At 62.5% G+C, this 14,527-nt stretch carries 10 protein-coding genes; all 10 read right to left on the bottom strand.

All coding sequences use genetic code 11. The features are described 5' to 3' along the window. Position 1: 1 nt before the first annotated feature. Positions 2-2,161 carry a glycogen debranching protein GlgX gene (gene glgX / locus CAF80_RS07935; protein WP_039768131.1) on the bottom strand — a complete coding sequence of 720 codons (2,160 nt, stop codon included), beginning with the start codon at positions 2,159-2,161 and terminating at the stop codon, positions 2-4. A 107-nt stretch (positions 2,162-2,268) separates the two neighbouring features. Further along, positions 2,269-2,601 (bottom strand): DUF2934 domain-containing protein, encoded by a 333-nt coding sequence (locus CAF80_RS07930; protein WP_085667108.1) that lies wholly within the window; start codon positions 2,599-2,601, stop codon positions 2,269-2,271. Between the two features lie 29 nt (positions 2,602-2,630). After that, on the bottom strand, positions 2,631-5,408 hold the full coding sequence (locus CAF80_RS07925) for a malto-oligosyltrehalose synthase (protein ID WP_085667107.1): 2,778 nt from the start codon (positions 5,406-5,408) through the stop codon (positions 2,631-2,633). Then, positions 5,405-7,483 (bottom strand): 4-alpha-glucanotransferase, encoded by a 2,079-nt coding sequence (gene malQ / locus CAF80_RS07920; RefSeq protein ID WP_085667106.1) that lies wholly within the window; start codon positions 7,481-7,483, stop codon positions 5,405-5,407. Before malQ ends, CAF80_RS07925 begins: the two co-directional genes overlap by 4 nt. After that, positions 7,480-9,282 carry a malto-oligosyltrehalose trehalohydrolase gene (gene treZ, locus CAF80_RS07915; RefSeq protein ID WP_039768135.1) on the bottom strand — a complete coding sequence of 601 codons (1,803 nt, stop codon included), beginning with the start codon at positions 9,280-9,282 and terminating at the stop codon, positions 7,480-7,482. Before treZ ends, malQ begins: the two co-directional genes overlap by 4 nt. 18 nt (positions 9,283-9,300) lie before the next feature. Further along, positions 9,301-10,887: a glycogen synthase GlgA gene (gene glgA, locus CAF80_RS07910; protein ID WP_039768136.1), complete on the bottom strand. Its 1,587-nt coding sequence runs from the start codon at positions 10,885-10,887 to the stop codon at positions 9,301-9,303. A 529-nt stretch (positions 10,888-11,416) separates the two neighbouring features. After that, on the bottom strand, positions 11,417-12,370 hold the full coding sequence (locus CAF80_RS07905; protein ID WP_074690925.1) for a D-2-hydroxyacid dehydrogenase family protein: 954 nt from the start codon (positions 12,368-12,370) through the stop codon (positions 11,417-11,419). A 13-nt stretch (positions 12,371-12,383) separates the two neighbouring features. Beyond that, positions 12,384-13,409: an alpha/beta fold hydrolase gene (locus tag CAF80_RS07900; protein ID WP_085611706.1), complete on the bottom strand. Its 1,026-nt coding sequence runs from the start codon at positions 13,407-13,409 to the stop codon at positions 12,384-12,386. Positions 13,410-13,494: 85 nt separating this feature from the next. Beyond that, entirely contained in the window at positions 13,495-13,929 is a 435-nt protein-coding gene (locus tag CAF80_RS07895; protein ID WP_085667105.1) for a YqaA family protein, read from the bottom strand. Next, positions 13,929-14,375: a DUF411 domain-containing protein gene (locus CAF80_RS07890; protein ID WP_007957572.1), complete on the bottom strand. Its 447-nt coding sequence runs from the start codon at positions 14,373-14,375 to the stop codon at positions 13,929-13,931. The genes CAF80_RS07895 and CAF80_RS07890 overlap by 1 nt, the downstream gene beginning before the upstream one ends. Between the last annotated feature and the right edge of the window lie 152 nt (positions 14,376-14,527).

Below are 14,527 nucleotides of genomic sequence, written 5' to 3'. Positions count from 1 at the left end.
GTCAGTCCTCTTCTTCGCGTTGCAGTTCAAACAGCAGCAGCGAGCGTCCGGTGACCGAGTACTCGTGACCGAACTCAAAACGCTCCTGGCCACGGATCGATGGCTGGTTGGTATCGATCATGCACGTCCAGAAACTGCCTTCAGGCACTTCCGGCAAGGTGAAGTTGACGATGTCGTGATGGGCGTTGACCACCAGCAGCAACGTGGCGTCGCCACCCTTGCGGCGGATCCCGGTTTCCTGGGCGCGACCGTCAAGCAACATGCCCATGCAGCGATTCTGCGCGTCATGCCAGTGTTCGGTGGTCATTTCCGTGGCGTCCGGCGCAAGCCAGGTCACGTCCTTGACGCCGATGTCCTCGTTGTATTCGCCGACCAGGAACCGCCCGCGTCGCAGGATCGGATACGCCAGGCGCAACTTGATCAGGCGTTTGACGAATTTCAGCAGCGCTTTGCCGTCCTCGCTCAGGTCCCAGTTGACCCAGCCGATCTCGCTGTCCTGGCAATAAGCATTGTTGTTGCCGTCCTGGGTACGAGCGAATTCGTCACCGGCCACCAGCATCGGCGTGCCTTGGGACAGCAGCAGGGTGGCGAAGAAATTGCGCATCTGCCGGTGGCGCAGTGCATTGATTTCCGGATCGTCGGTAGGGCCTTCGACGCCGTGGTTCCAGGACAGGTTGTTGTTGCTGCCGTCCTGATTGTTTTCGTCGTTGGCCTCGTTGTGCTTGTCGTTGTACGACACCAGATCATTGAGGGTGAAGCCGTCGTGGGCGGTGACGAAATTCACCGACGAATAAGGCCGGCGACCGCGCTGGTTGAACATTTCCCCGGAGGCGGTCATGCGGCTGGCGAAGTCGGCGAGTTGGCCGTCGTCGCCTTTCCAGAAGGCACGCACGGTGTCGCGGAACTTGTCGTTCCACTCGACCCAGCCCGGCGGGAAATTGCCGACCTGATAACCGCCGGGGCCACAGTCCCAGGGCTCGGCGATCATTTTCACCTGACGCAGCACCGGATCCTGGCGGCAGGCCACGAGGAAACTGTGGCGTTCGTCGAAACCGTCGTGATAGCGACCGAGGATGGTCGCCAGGTCGAAGCGGAAGCCGTCGACGTGCATTTCACTGGCCCAGTAGCGCAGCGAGTCGGTGACCATTTGCAGCACGCACGGATGGCTCAGATCCAGGGTGTTGCCGGTGCCGGAATCGTTGATGTAGAAGCGCTTGTCGTCCGGCATCAAACGGTAGTACGAGGCGTTGTCGATCCCGCGCATCGACAGGGTCGGGCCTTGCTCGTTGCCTTCGGCGGTGTGGTTGTAGACCACGTCGAGAATCACTTCGAGATTGGCGTCGTGCAGGTGCGCGACCATTTCCTTGAACTCGGCAATCTTGCCGCTGGCCAGATAGCGCGGATCCGGGGCGAAGAACGCGATGCTGTTGTAGCCCCAGTAATTGGTCATGCCCTTGTGCAGCAAGTGCTGGTCATTGACGAAGGCATGGATCGGCAACAGTTCGACGGTCGACACCCCGAGTTTGCGGATGTGCTCCAGCACATCGTCGACCATCAACCCGGCAAACGTGCCGCGCACATTCTCCGGCACCGAAGGGTGGCGCATGCTGATACCGCGCACGTGGGTCTCGTAAATGATGGTCTTGTCCCACGGCACGCTGACGCGCTGGTCGTGGCCCCAGGTGTGGGCCGGGTCGATGACCTTGCACTTGGGGACGAAGGGCGCGCTGTCGCGTTCGTCGAAACTGAGGTCGGCGTCCGGGTGGCCGATGGTGTAGCCGAACAGCGCTTCGGACCATTTCAACTCGCCCACCAATTGCTTGGCATAGGGGTCGATCAGCAACTTGTTGTGGTTGAAGCGGTGGCCGTTGGCCGGATCATAGGGGCCGTAGACCCGGTAGCCGTAAATCAGTCCCGGATGCGCATCGGGCAGATAGCCGTGGTAGATCTCGTCGGTGTATTCCGGCAGCTCGATGCGTTCGAGCTCAACTTCGCCGGCATCGTCGAAAATGCACAGCTCGACCCGGGTGGCGTTGGCGGAAAACAGCGCAAAATTCACCCCCAGACCATCCCAGGTCGCGCCGAGCGGGAAGGGCAGGCCTTCACGGATGCGCGAGGGTTCGGCGTGCGCGGCGGGCTCGGCTTTCTTTGGACGGGTCATAGGTGCTCCTGCAAAAAATCGGGGGGTAGGTGTTTTTCGAGGACGAGTAAGCCCTCGGTGGCGAGCGAACTCGCCACACGGTTATTCAAATCAATGATAGGGGGGCGTCAGACCGCAGGCGGCTTGCGCGGCGTGCGGGGCTTTTTCTCGGTGGCTTTTTCGCCCGGGGGAATCACTTTCGCGGCACTGGCAGGCTTGGCCTTGGCCGTCGTGGCCTTGGGTTTGGCAGCGGGTGCCTTGCCATCGACTGCTTTGCTGGTGGCGGTCTTGCCGGCGGTTTTACTGCCGGCAGCCTTGGGCGATTTTTTCGGTGCCAGCGCCTCGGCTTCGGCGAGCTTGCGCGCCATCTCCCAGTGGCGGGCTTCCTGGCCCTCGGGTTTTCCTTCGGATTCCCAGATCTGATAGGCGAATTCGCGGATGCGTTTATCGTCGGTACTCATCGCAATGCTCCTGAACTGAACTCATGCTGCTAGACGTGTTGGATAAGCAGATTGACCGGGAAATCCCCCAGCGCGGCGCTGACCTGCAGCTCCCTGTTTTTTGTGACTGCGGTGCTCGAAAAAAGTCCCTTCGGATTTTCGTCAGAGGCGTCGAACGGTAAAACCACCCTTGTATCGCCCCAGCGCAGCGCGTCAACCATCGGCACAGCACTGTTTTCCAGCAATGTTGCGCAACGGATCGGCACGATCACGATGATCCGTCGCTCCCCATGCTCGCGGGCAAACGCGAGCACGTTGTGCGCCTGGCTGCCCAGCACCTCGAGGGCCTGGTACGAACCCTGGCGAAACAACTCGGTGTGGTCGGCGCGCAGGCGCAGCACCTCGGCGATCAAAGCTTGCTTGATTCGCCCGTCGCGCCAGTTCACCAACAGTTCCTGGACCGGCCCCGGTGCCTCCAGCGCCTGTTGCCTGGCGACGTAGTCCACTGGCCGGCGGTTGTCCGGGTCGACCATGCTGAAGTCCCAGAACTCGTTGCCTTGATACAAGTCCGGCACTCCCGGCACCGTCATGCGCAGCAAGGTTTGCGCCAGACCGTTGAGGGCGCCGGCGGCGGCGATGCTGTTGACGGTCTTGGCCAGCGCTCCGCGCAGCAGTTCGCCTTCAGGAGCCAGCAGCAGTTGTTCGGTGAGCGCCTGGGCTGCGTTTTCGTAAGCCTCGTTCGGCGCGCTCCAGCTGCTTTGCAGCTTGGCTTCGCGCAGGGCTTTCTGCTGCCACTGCCAGACACGTTTGGCGTAATCGGCGAAGCCCGCCTGATCGTCGTCACGCAACTCCAGCGGCCAACTGCCGAGCAGCGCCTGATAGAGGATCAGTTCGTCCGCAGACGACGGCAGCTGATCGTCATGGCGCAGCGGACGTGCGAGGGCGCGCCACAGCTCGATCTGTTCGGCGTACCAGTGACTGCGCTCGCTGAGTACGGCCAGCCGCGCGCGGGTGTCTTCGCCACGTTTGTGGTCGTGGGTGGCGGTAGCCAGCAGGTTGTCGGGAAAGCTCTCCAGGCGTTGCAGGTTCACCGCGTGAAAGTCGCTGACCGGCGCACTGAACTGCTCGGTGTTGTAGCCGACGTCATTGCGCGACAGCAGCACCGCCGAGCGATACAGCGCAGTGTCTTCCACCGCTTTGGCGGCGGCCGGCGAAGTGAGCTGCTGAAAGCGCACGCAGGCATGGCGCAGGATTTTGCGCGAGCGCCCACGGGGTTTGCGCCGCCACGGCTGGCCACCGAGCCAACCGGCTACGGAGTCCAGCACCGGCCAATCGGCTTCGCTCAATGTCTGCCGTGCACCGTCCATGGCCTGCTGGAAAAACACCTCGTCCCGGGCCGAGCGGCCCATCGGGGTGATGTAGGTGCGATAGACCGGGAAGTGCACGATCAGCGCCTGCAGCACCCGCCGGATCGAGCCGAGCGTGAGGTCGCGGGTCATCAGGTCGTCGCGTGCCACTTGCAGCAGGGCCTGGGCGACGCTTTCGCAATCGCTGGCCAGCGAGCCGTTGAGGATCTGCTGGCGCGCCAGTTGGGCTTCTTCGATGAACGCGGCGGGGCGCTCGGTACGGCGTTGCCACAAGTCACCGAGCACATGTTCGCCGTCCGGGTCGTGTTGCAGCAGCGACAGCTGGTTCATGAACTCGTAACCGGTGCTGCCATCCACGGCCCAGTCGGTGGGCAGGGTCTCGCCGTCGCCGAGAATCTTCTCGACGTAGATCGGCAAGTGCCGGCCCGGTGCCAGATGGTCGAGGCGGCGGCGCAGTTTGCGGCAGTAACCGCGCGGGTCGGCGAGACCGTCGATGTGGTCGATGCGCAGGCCGTCGATCAGGCCCTCGCCGATCAACTGGAAAATCTTGCCGTGGGTGGCCTCGAACACTGCCGGACGCTCGACCCGCAAACCGCCGAGTTCGTTGATGTCGAAGAAGCGCCGCCAGTTGATGTCATCCGCGGCTGTGCGCCAGCTCGCCAGGCGATAGCTTTGCCGCTCCAGCAATTGATGCAGGCGCTGAAAACCTTCTTCGGTCTTCGAATCGTAGTGCGTCAGGTTGCGCTCAATTGCTTGTCGAACGTCGGGGTCGCTGGCCAGTTGCTGAAGTTCTTCCTTGAGCGGGAGGGCCAGCGAGCGGGCGTCGGTCTGATAACTGAGCGCGCTGAAGCGGTCGGCGAGGGCTTTGAGCGCTTCGTTCGAGGTGTCATCGGCTTTGAGCAGTTCGCCGTAATCGCCGGGGCAGATCGGGAAGTGATGCTCGTAATGCTCGACGTGGAAGGTGCCGCTCTCGGCGCTGAACACCAGCGGCAGGGTCGCGTCCTGCAACGCGACGCCATAGTCACTGCCGAGAAACGGCAACAGCAACTGGCCTTCCATCAATGGGTCGGGCGAGTGCCACTGAATGTCGAAGAACTCGCCGTAGGGGCTGAGCCGTCCCCATTCGAGCAGGTCTAGCCACCACGGGTTGTCCCCGCCACCGACTGCCATGTGATTGGAGACGATGTCGAGGATCAGCCCCATACCGTGCTCGCGCAGGCTGGCGACCAGACGACGCAAGGCTGGCTCGCCGCCAAGTTCCGGATTGACCCGGGTCGGGTCGACCACGTCGTAACCATGCATGGAGCCGGCGCGCGCGGCCAGCAGCGGCGAGGCATAAATGTGGCTGATGCCGAGTCGGGCGAAATACGGCACCAGCGGTACCGCCTGATCGAGGGTAAAACCGCGATGAAATTGCAGGCGGACCGTGGCGCGCAGTGTCGGGATAGGCAATGCACTCATTGGTCACGCTCGGCTGCCTGAAGGCGGGCACACGCCAATAGTTCCAGGCGTCTTGCGGCGTCGACACCGTCGAGCAGCGTCTCACTGGTGGCCGGCAAGCGGCGTGACCAGTTCGGGTGGGTGTCGATGGTGCCGGGCAGGTTGGCCTGTTCGTCGAGCCCCAGCGCATCTTCCAGCGGCAGCAATACCAGCGGCGCGCGGGTGTGGCCGAGGAAACGCACAGCGGCGTCGACCACCTGATCGGCCTCGTGGGATTCCTCGCGAAAGTTCTGCGGGTCCTGGCTCAAGGCACTGCGCAGGCCTTCTCGCTCGCGTTCGCGATAACGGCGCCAATCGATTTCGCCGTTGGCATCGACCAGCCCGAGCCGCGCGTTCCAGTCGATGTCGCGGCCATGCCACCAGCCGTTGAGCGTCGGCAGATCGTGGGTGCTGGTAGTGGCCAGTGCGTTGTCCGGCCAGTCGAGGATCGGTTTGAAATGGGTGTTGTCCTGTTCGAACAGCAGCACGCGCATGCCGAGCATGGCGCGGGCGATCAGTTTCTCCCGCAGGCCGTCGGGCACGGTGCCGAGGTCTTCACCGAGCACGATCGCTTGATGACGATGGGATTCGAGGGTCAGCAGACGCAGCAAGTCGTCCACCGGGTAATACAGGTACGCACCGTCTGCCGGGGCGGAACCGTTGGGGATGACCCATAACCGTTGCAGGCCCATGACATGGTCGATGCGCAGCCCGCCGGCGTGGGCGAAGTTGGCGCGCAGCATCTCGATAAACGCGCGAAAACCGTTGCGCACCAGGCCTTCCGGGGAAAACGCGGAAATACCCCAGCCCTGTCCGGAGCGATTGAGGATGTCCGGTGGCGCGCCGACGGTCAGCGAGGCGAGCAGTTCGTCCTGAAAACTCCAGGCCTGGCTGCCGGCGCCGTCGGCACCCACCGCCAGGTCGGCGATCAGGCCGATGCCCATGCCGGCGCTGCGGGCGGCGGTCTGGGCACGTTCCAGGCAGCGGTGAATCAACCATTGGCAGAACGCGAAGTAACTGATGCGCTCGGCGTATTCCTCGGCAAACGCGCCGAGCGCTGCGCCGCGCGGGTCGTGCCAGTGTTCCGGCCATTCGCGCCAGTCGAGGCTCTCGCCACGGGCGGCGCGCATTTCCTGGATGGCTTCGAAGCGGCAGTGGTTTTCCAGCGCTTCACCGCCGGCATCGCGGAAACTCGAGAAGTCGGCATGTAGCGGGTGTTCGCCGTTGATGAAACCGTCGTACAAGGCTTGCAGGAGTTTCAATTTGGCTTCGGCCGCTTTCGGCCAGTCGACCAGTTTCAGGTCTTCCAGTTGCTTGAACTGGTCGGTCAGGCCGGCGGCGTCAATCGCATCACGCAGCGCACGCTCGCCGAGTATGGCCCCCGGTGCGGCATACAGCGGATTGAGAAACAGCCGACTGGACGGCGAGTAAGGGCTGTAGCGCCCGGTGTCGGCGCTGAACATCGCGTGCAACGGGCTGATCGCCAGTGCATCGGCACCCCGTTCGCCGGCCACCCGGGCCAGTTCTTCCAGGGCCTGGGTGTCGCCGAAACCGCCATCGCCAGGGCGACGCAAACCATAAAGCTGCACGCTCAGGCCCCACGCGCGCGGGATCGGACTGTCCACCGCGTCGCCCACGCTGAAGCAGCGTTCCGGCGCCACGGCCAGGGTGAATTGCTGATCGGCGATGTGCACTTGCTGATAGCCGACCGGAATCTCTCCGGGCAGTATCGACTCCGCATCAAGCCGCAGGCTCAAGCGCGAGCCATCCTCAAGATGAATCTCACAAGGGGTTTCTGGTTCGAAATAGCGGGCCAGATCCACGCCCACGCCGACATCGGCAGTGAGCAATGGCGGCAGTTGGCGATTTTCCTGTACCTGTTGCAGTTCAAGCAGGCTGGCGTCGATTTCCTGGGCGGTGCTGGCGGGGTGGCCGAGACCGATCAGCACATTGCGAAGCACGGCCGGGGCGACTTTTTGGGCTCGCCCGTTGGCGTCGATCCAGTCGACGGCAAGGCCGGCTCGGCTGGCGAGAATTTCCAGTTGCGCATCGCTCATAGGCGCTCTCCATCCAGGGGGGGCAAAGGGGTTGCGGCCGTGAGGCTGACGAGCGCGCAATACGGGGGCAGAAGGCCCTTATCGGACATCTCGGCAGCGGGAGGCTGTTGAAACAGCCACACCGCGCCGGTCCGTGGAGGGTTGACCACCGCCGTCCCGCTGAGGTTCAGGTCGATTCGCAACTCACTGCCATCGCCCAGTCGCCAGCGTGCGCTGACCGCACCACGGCCTAACATCTGCGCGCCAAGGGCCTGGGTGCCGGACAGGTTCGGGATGATGTAACGGTGACGCAATTGCAGCAGGTGACGATAGAGCTCATTCGTTGCCTGCTGGCGAGGTGTGCCATTACCGGACCGCGTTGGCCGCGAGGCGTGGAAGGTCGATTCGGCGTTGGGGTCGGGTATCCGTTCGCGCTTATGCGGGTCGGTGAACGCACTGAATGCAGCGAACTCGTTGCGACGGCCTTCTCGTACCTGTTTCGCCAGTTCGCCGTGGTGGCTGGTGAAGAACAGAAACGGTTGCTCGGCGGCATATTCATCGCCCATGAACATCAGCGGAATCATCGGCGACAGCAACAGCAGCACCGTCGCCGCCTCAAGCGCGCGCGGATCGGCCAACTGATGCAGGCGCTCGCCGAAGGCACGGTTGCCGATCTGGTCATGGTTTTGCAGGAACAGTACGAAGGCAGTGGACGGCAGATGCTCGCTGGGCTCGCCCCGTGGTTCGCCGTGGCGGGTGATATGCCCCTGAAACACGAAGCCCTGGCTCAGGCAGCGGGCCAGTTGTTCGGTCGGTTGCAGAGCGTAGTCGGCGTAGTAGGCATCGGTTTCGCCCGTCAACAACACATGCAAAGCGTTATGGCCGTCGTCATTCCATTGGGCGTCGTAATTTTCTTCCAGCAGGCTCGATTGGTTGAGTTCGTTCTCGACGGTCAACCATACATGACGGGCAGGGTCGACCTGCTGGCGGACACGCTGCGCCAGTTCGGGCAGGAAGTCCTGACTTTCTATTGCATGAACGGCATCCAGGCGCAAACCGTCGAAACGGTATTCCAGCAGCCACATCAGTGCGTTTTCGACGAAGAAGTCCCGCACTTCGCGACGGCGAAAGTCGATGGCCGCGCCCCACGGGGTGTGTTTGTCTTCGCGGAAAAAGCCCTTGGCGTAGCGATGCAGGTAGTTGCCGTCCGGACCGAAATGGTTGTAGACCACGTCGAGAATCACCGCCAGACCGTGGCCATGGGCGCTGTCGATCAGATGCTTGAGTTGTTCCGGAGTGCCATAGGAGGCTTGTGGCGCAAAATGCAGTACGCCGTCATACCCCCAGTTGCGATAGCCGGGGAATTGTGCGATCGGCATCAGTTCGATAGCGGTGATGCCCAGGGCGGCCAGTCGGGCCAGATCCTTTTCGACCTCATCGAATCCGCCTAGCGCACCCACATGCAACTCGTAGATCACCGCTTCATTCCACGGCCGACCTCGCCACGTTACGTGTTGCCATGGATAGGCGTGGGGATCGACCACCACGCTGTGACGGTCGATATCACCGTCCTGCGCCCTGGAGGCCGGGTCGGGCACCTCCAGTTCGCCGTCGATGTTGAAACGGTAGCGGCTGCCGGCAGGGCAGCGGGTCTTGATGACAAACCAGCCATCGCCCTGGGGCAGCATGGGCAGCGACTGGCCGTTGCCCAGCTCGACGCTGACGTAAAACGCATCCGGCGCCCACAGCGCAAATTGTGTGTGGTCGGCATCCAGCATGATCGCGCCGTGGGGCCAGCTTTCAGGTGTCCGTGACGGCATTGTTGTAAAGCTCCCTGGTTATTTGTGGTGCGTTTTTCCCAGCGACTTGGCCACCAGTTGTTCGTAGAGTTCGGCGTAGGGTTCGACCGCCTTGCACCAGTTGAATGGCGCGGCCATTGCCCGGCAGCGCATGGCGTTGAGCAGTTCGGGAAAGGCAAATACCTTGAACGCGCGGCTCAGGGCTTCGCGGTAGCTGTCCGCGGTCGATTCGTTGAACAGGAAACCGGTGACACCGTTTTCGATGGTGTCGGCCAGCCCGCCAGTGTTGCGCGCCACTGGCAGCGAACCGAAACGCTGGGCGTACATCTGACTCAGACCGCACGGCTCATAACGCGACGGCATCAGCAGGAAATCGCTGCCGGCGAACATCCGCCGGGCGTCGGTTTCGTTGAAGCCGATGCGCACGCCGATCTGGCCGGGGAAGCGCAGCGCCAGTTCGCGCATGGCTTGTTCTTCTTCCGGCTCGCCACGGCCGATGATTGCGATCTGGCCACCGTTCTGCACGATGTATTCCGACACCGCCTCGGTCAGGTCGAGGCCTTTTTGATAGACCAGCCGCGAGACCACGGCAAACAGCGGGCCTTCCGATTGTTCCAGGCCAAACAGTTCGCGAACGTGGGCGGCGTTGACCGCTTTGCCTTCCCAGTCGCCGATGGCGAACGGTGCGAACAGGTGCGGGTCGGTGGCGGCGTCCCAGCTTTCATCGATGCCGTTGGGGATGCCGCTGAGCAAACCTTGCTGGGTCTTGGCGGCGAGAAAACCGTCGAGACCGCAGCCGAAATCCGGTGTAGTGATTTCCTGCGCGTAGGTAGCGCTGACCGTGGTGATATGGCTCGAATAGGCCATGCCGGCCTTGAGGAACGACATCTTGCCGTAGAACTCCATGCCTTCCTGTTGCAGGGCATGGGCCGGAATCCCGAGTTCCGGGCACGAGCCCAGGCTGGTCACGCCTTGATAAGCGAGGTTGTGAATGGTGAACAGGGTCGGCGTGCGTTGCCCGCGCCAGTGCATATAGGCAGGCGCGAGACCGGCCGGCCAGTCGTGGGCGTGCACCAGATCCGGGCACCAGTGGATCTGCGCGAGGTTGGCGGCGATATCGGCAGCGGCCAGACCCAGACGAGCGAAGCGAATGTGGTTGTCCGGCCAGTCGCGACCATTGTTGGCGCCATACGGGCCACCGTCACGGGCGTAGAGTTCAGGGCAGATCAAGACATAAATGACCAGACCGTCGGGCATGTCCATGCGCCCGATCTTGCAAGGTGGCAGCGCGGCGTGGCCACCCAGTTCACCGATGATGTGAATCGGATTTTCGCTGTTCATGACCTGCGGGTAACCCGGGATCAATACCCGCACGTCATGCAGATGTGCCATCGCGCGGGGCAGGGCGGCAGAAACGTCTCCCAGACCGCCGGTTTTCACCAGATCGGCGATTTCCGAGGTCACGAACAACACTTTTTTCTTGTTGGGGTTCTGACTGGCTATCGGCGTCAGTGTCTTGGTGATCGGGACGCTGATCGATCGGCTGCCGGGAACGCTTAAAGTGCTCGATTCACCCATCGGCTGATGAGCCCGTTCTCCCTGAATTTCCAATGCCGCACTGATCATATGAATCTCCCGTCTTTTTGATCTGATTCTTGTCTTGAACATGCGATGTCCATGGCCAGGTCCTGTGGCCGGGCGCAAACACGCCACGCATGAGTGAGCAAATCGCTACCCAACACGTGCAAGCAGAATGGGTGAGGGGGCCATTGCAAGACTTGAACCAGTCGCTTTGGCCCTGCCTATCAGATGACCCGCCGCGATCTGCAAAAGTTTCGACGAATTTTTGACTTTGTGACTGGCCGGTTTTACCCCGCGAAAACCAGTCTAGGCCAGATCCTAGAGCGGGCCAGGGCGATTGGATGAATTGTTCGACAATCTGTTGCAGGCTCACGAAATCCGTGGCTTCGGGAGGGGAGGCGCCCCGACGAAGTGCATGTCTGGTGGGGTCGATGGTGCAAAGTGGTGACCGGCCGGTCACGATTTCGGGCGCCGGGAAAGTGCGGGCGCACTGTTGCGGTGCGGACAGTTGTGTTGGCGGGCAGACAGTGGGTGCTGCTTCGCGGGCAGGGATTGCCCGCGAAGACGAGATGACTCAGTTGAGCAGGCGGATAGGTTCCCCGGCTGACCACCCTTGAATGTCTTCGATCATCTGCGAAAAGAACAACTCATAGTTCTGGCGGCTGACGTAGCCGACATGAGGCGTGGCCAGCACATTGTCGAGGGTGCGAAACGGGTGCAGTGCCGGCAGCGGTTCCTGATCGAACACGTCAAGGGCCGCACCGCCGATACGCTGTTTCTGCAAGGCCTTGATCAGCGCCGCTTCGTCGACAATCGGCCCGCGCGCCGTGTTGACCAGCAGGGCGGTCGGCTTCATCCAGTCCAGCGCCTGGGCATCGACCAGGCCCCGGCTGCGATCGCTGAGCACCAGGTGCACCGACAGCACGTCAGCCTGTTCGAACAATTGCTGCTTGCTGACATAGGTGACGCCAGCCTGTTCGGCGCGTTCGGCGGTGAGGTTTTCGCTCCAGGCGATGACGCGCATGCCGAACGCCTGACCGAACTGCGCCACCCGCTGGCCGATGCTGCCGAGCCCGAGGATGCCCAGGGTCTTGCCGTGCAGGTCGCCGCCCAGACCTTGCTGCCACTGGCCGGCGCGCAGGGCGTTGGCCTCGTTCAGCAGATTGCGGCTGGCGGCCATGATCAGCACCCAGGTCAGTTCCGGCGCTGCGTGTTTGTAGCTGTCGGTGCCGCAGACCTTGATCCCGAGGCGGGCCGCGGCCGGCATATCCAGCGCCGCGTTACGCATGCCGCCGGTGACCAGCAGCTTCAGGTTCGGCAAGCGTTTGAGCAGGTCTTCGTCGAAGCGTGTGCGTTCGCGCATCACGCAGATCACTTCGAACCGGCCCAGACGTTCGGCCAGCGTGGCGTTGTCCGCCGGGTACTCATGGACGAAGGTGACTTCGCCGAGACTGTCGAGCACCGACCAGTCGACTACGCCCCGCGCGACGTCCTGCCAGTCATCGATCACCGCAATCTGCACCGCCATCAGCGTTACCTCTTCAACGAACGGGATTGGTTTTGTCCAGCCAGCCCAGCAGCGCCTCGTGGAACTTCGCCGGCTCTTCCATCTGCGGGGCGTGGCCCATGCCGGGGAATTCCACCAGCGTGGACTGAGGAATCAGTTTCGCCACCTGCTTGCCAAGCACCTCGTAGTGACCGATTTTCGCCTTCACTTCGGGCGGCGCGATGTCCTTGCCGATGGCGGTGGTGTCGGAGGTGCCGATCAGCAGCAGGGTCGGCATCTTCAGGTCCTTGAACTCGTAGTACACCGGCTGGGTGAAGATCATGTCGTAGATCAGCGCCGAGTTCCATGCGACCTGAGTCTTGCCCGGACCGTTGCTCAGGCCGGCGAGCATGTCCACCCAGCGGTCGAATTCGGGTTTCCAGCGGCCGTCGTAATAGGTCGTGCGTTCATAGTCGCGAATGCCCTGGGCGGTGACTTTCAGTTCGCGCTGATACCACTGATCGACGCTGCGGTAAGGCACGCCAAGGGCTTTCCAGTCTTCCAGGCCGATCGGGTTGACCAGCGCCAGTTGCTCGACCTGATCCGGGTATTGCAGCGCGTAACGGGTGGCGAGCATGCCGCCGGTGGAGTGGCCGAGCAGGGTGGCCTTCTGGATGCCCAGCGCCTTGAGCAATTGCTGGGTGTTGGCCGCCAGTTGCTGGAAGGTGTACTGATAATGATCGGGTTTGCTGGAGGTGCAGAAACCGATCTGATCCGGGGCGACCACCCGGTAACCGGCTTCGCTCAGGGCCTTGATCGAACTGTCCCAGGTCGCGCCGCAGAAATTCTTGCCGTGCATCAGCACCACGGTGCGCCCATTGGCCTTGCCGTGGGCGGCAACGTCCATGTAACCCATCTGCAGCGACTTGCCCTGAGACTGAAAGGCAAAGTGCTTGAGGGTGTAGGGATACTCGAAACCCTGCAATTGCGGGCCGTATTGCGGGCCTTCGGCGTGAGCGAGCAGGGGCAGGGCGGCGGTCAGCAGCAGGCCGGGCAGCCAGCGGGTCAGCGATACGGACATAGGACAACTCCACAAGAAATCGGCCGATGCTGGAACGGCCGGATTAGGGCGACGTTAAACACAGGCAATCCCCGGGCCGGATCGTTCAACCGAGCCAGCCGAGGGTGAGCATCGCCAGCACCCCGTAGCGGGCGCCTTTGGCGAGGGTGACGATCAACAGAAATCGCCCGAGGGGTTCGCGCATGACGCCGGCGATCAGCGTCAGCGGATCGCCAATGACCGGGAGCCAACTGAGCAGCAACGACCAGTGACCGTAACGCTGATAGTGAACGCGGGCTCGCTCCATATGCCTGGGGCTGACCGGAAACCAGCGCCGGTCCTGAAAGCGTTCCAGCCCGCGCCCCAGCCACCAGTTCACCAGTGAACCGAGGACATTGCCCAGCGTCGCCACGGCCAGCAGCCCCCAAAGCCAGTAACGATCGCTGACCAGCAGCCCGACCAGCACGGCTTCCGATTGCAGCGGCAACAGCGTCGCCGCACCGAACGCCGCCAGGAACAGCCCGAGATAACCCGCCGTCATCAATGGGCCGGGTAATCCGCCACCACCACATCGGCGCCGTCTTTCTTCAGGCCGATCACTTGATAGGCATCGCTCATGCCGTCCATTTCCATGCCCGGCGAGCCCATCGGCATGCCCGGTGCGGCAACGCCCAGCAGGTCGTCACGCTTGCTCAGGGCCAGCACCTGTTCCGCCGGTACATGACCCTCGACGAATTTGCCGTTGATGATGGCGGTGTGACAGGACGCCAGACGTGGCGGTACGCCGTGTTGCTGCTTGAAGCTGCTCATGTCGCTTTCGACGTGGTCTTCGACCTTGAAGCCATTGGCTTCCAGATGGCTGATCCACTTTTTGCAGCAGCCACAGTTGGCGTCGCGGTGGACTTCGATCGGGATAAGGTCGGCGGCTTGCGCCAAGGAGGAGATGAACAGGGCGCTCAGGGCGGCCAGACGCAGATGGTTTCGCATGGAGGGCTCTCGGCTCAGAGGAGGAACGGTCAAAAAAGGAAGGCATTTTGACCGGTTTTTCCTGCCAGGCATCAACGGAGTGTTTCCAAGTGATACAAGGCAGGCCTGCCAACATGATCGTAGATCAAAGCTGACAGGCCACTGAGCGCAAG

The sequence above is a fragment of the Pseudomonas sp. B34(2017) genome, assembly GCF_002112915.1.
GTDB lineage: Bacteria > Pseudomonadota > Gammaproteobacteria > Pseudomonadales > Pseudomonadaceae > Aquipseudomonas > Aquipseudomonas pharyngis.
Note: the sequence above shows the minus strand (reverse complement) of the source record. Positions and strands in the feature narration are given on the sequence as shown.

Bases quoted from the DNA above. Each gene is read 5' to 3' on its own strand.
- glgX (WP_039768131.1), bottom strand. From the start codon at position 2,161: ATGACCCGTCCAAAGAAAGCCGAGCCCGCCGCGCACGCCGAACCCTCG.
- CAF80_RS07930 (WP_085667108.1), bottom strand. From the start codon at position 2,601: ATGAGTACCGACGATAAACGCATCCGCGAATTCGCCTATCAGATCTGG.
- CAF80_RS07925 (WP_085667107.1), bottom strand. From the start codon at position 5,408: ATGAGTGCATTGCCTATCCCGACACTGCGCGCCACGGTCCGCCTGCAA.
- malQ (WP_085667106.1), bottom strand. From the start codon at position 7,483: ATGAGCGATGCGCAACTGGAAATTCTCGCCAGCCGAGCCGGCCTTGCC.
- treZ (WP_039768135.1), bottom strand. From the start codon at position 9,282: ATGCCGTCACGGACACCTGAAAGCTGGCCCCACGGCGCGATCATGCTG.
- glgA (WP_039768136.1), bottom strand. From the start codon at position 10,887: ATGATCAGTGCGGCATTGGAAATTCAGGGAGAACGGGCTCATCAGCCG.
- CAF80_RS07905 (WP_074690925.1), bottom strand. From the start codon at position 12,370: ATGGCGGTGCAGATTGCGGTGATCGATGACTGGCAGGACGTCGCGCGG.
- CAF80_RS07900 (WP_085611706.1), bottom strand. From the start codon at position 13,409: ATGTCCGTATCGCTGACCCGCTGGCTGCCCGGCCTGCTGCTGACCGCC.
- CAF80_RS07895 (WP_085667105.1), bottom strand. From the start codon at position 13,929: ATGACGGCGGGTTATCTCGGGCTGTTCCTGGCGGCGTTCGGTGCGGCG.
- CAF80_RS07890 (WP_007957572.1), bottom strand. From the start codon at position 14,375: ATGCGAAACCATCTGCGTCTGGCCGCCCTGAGCGCCCTGTTCATCTCC.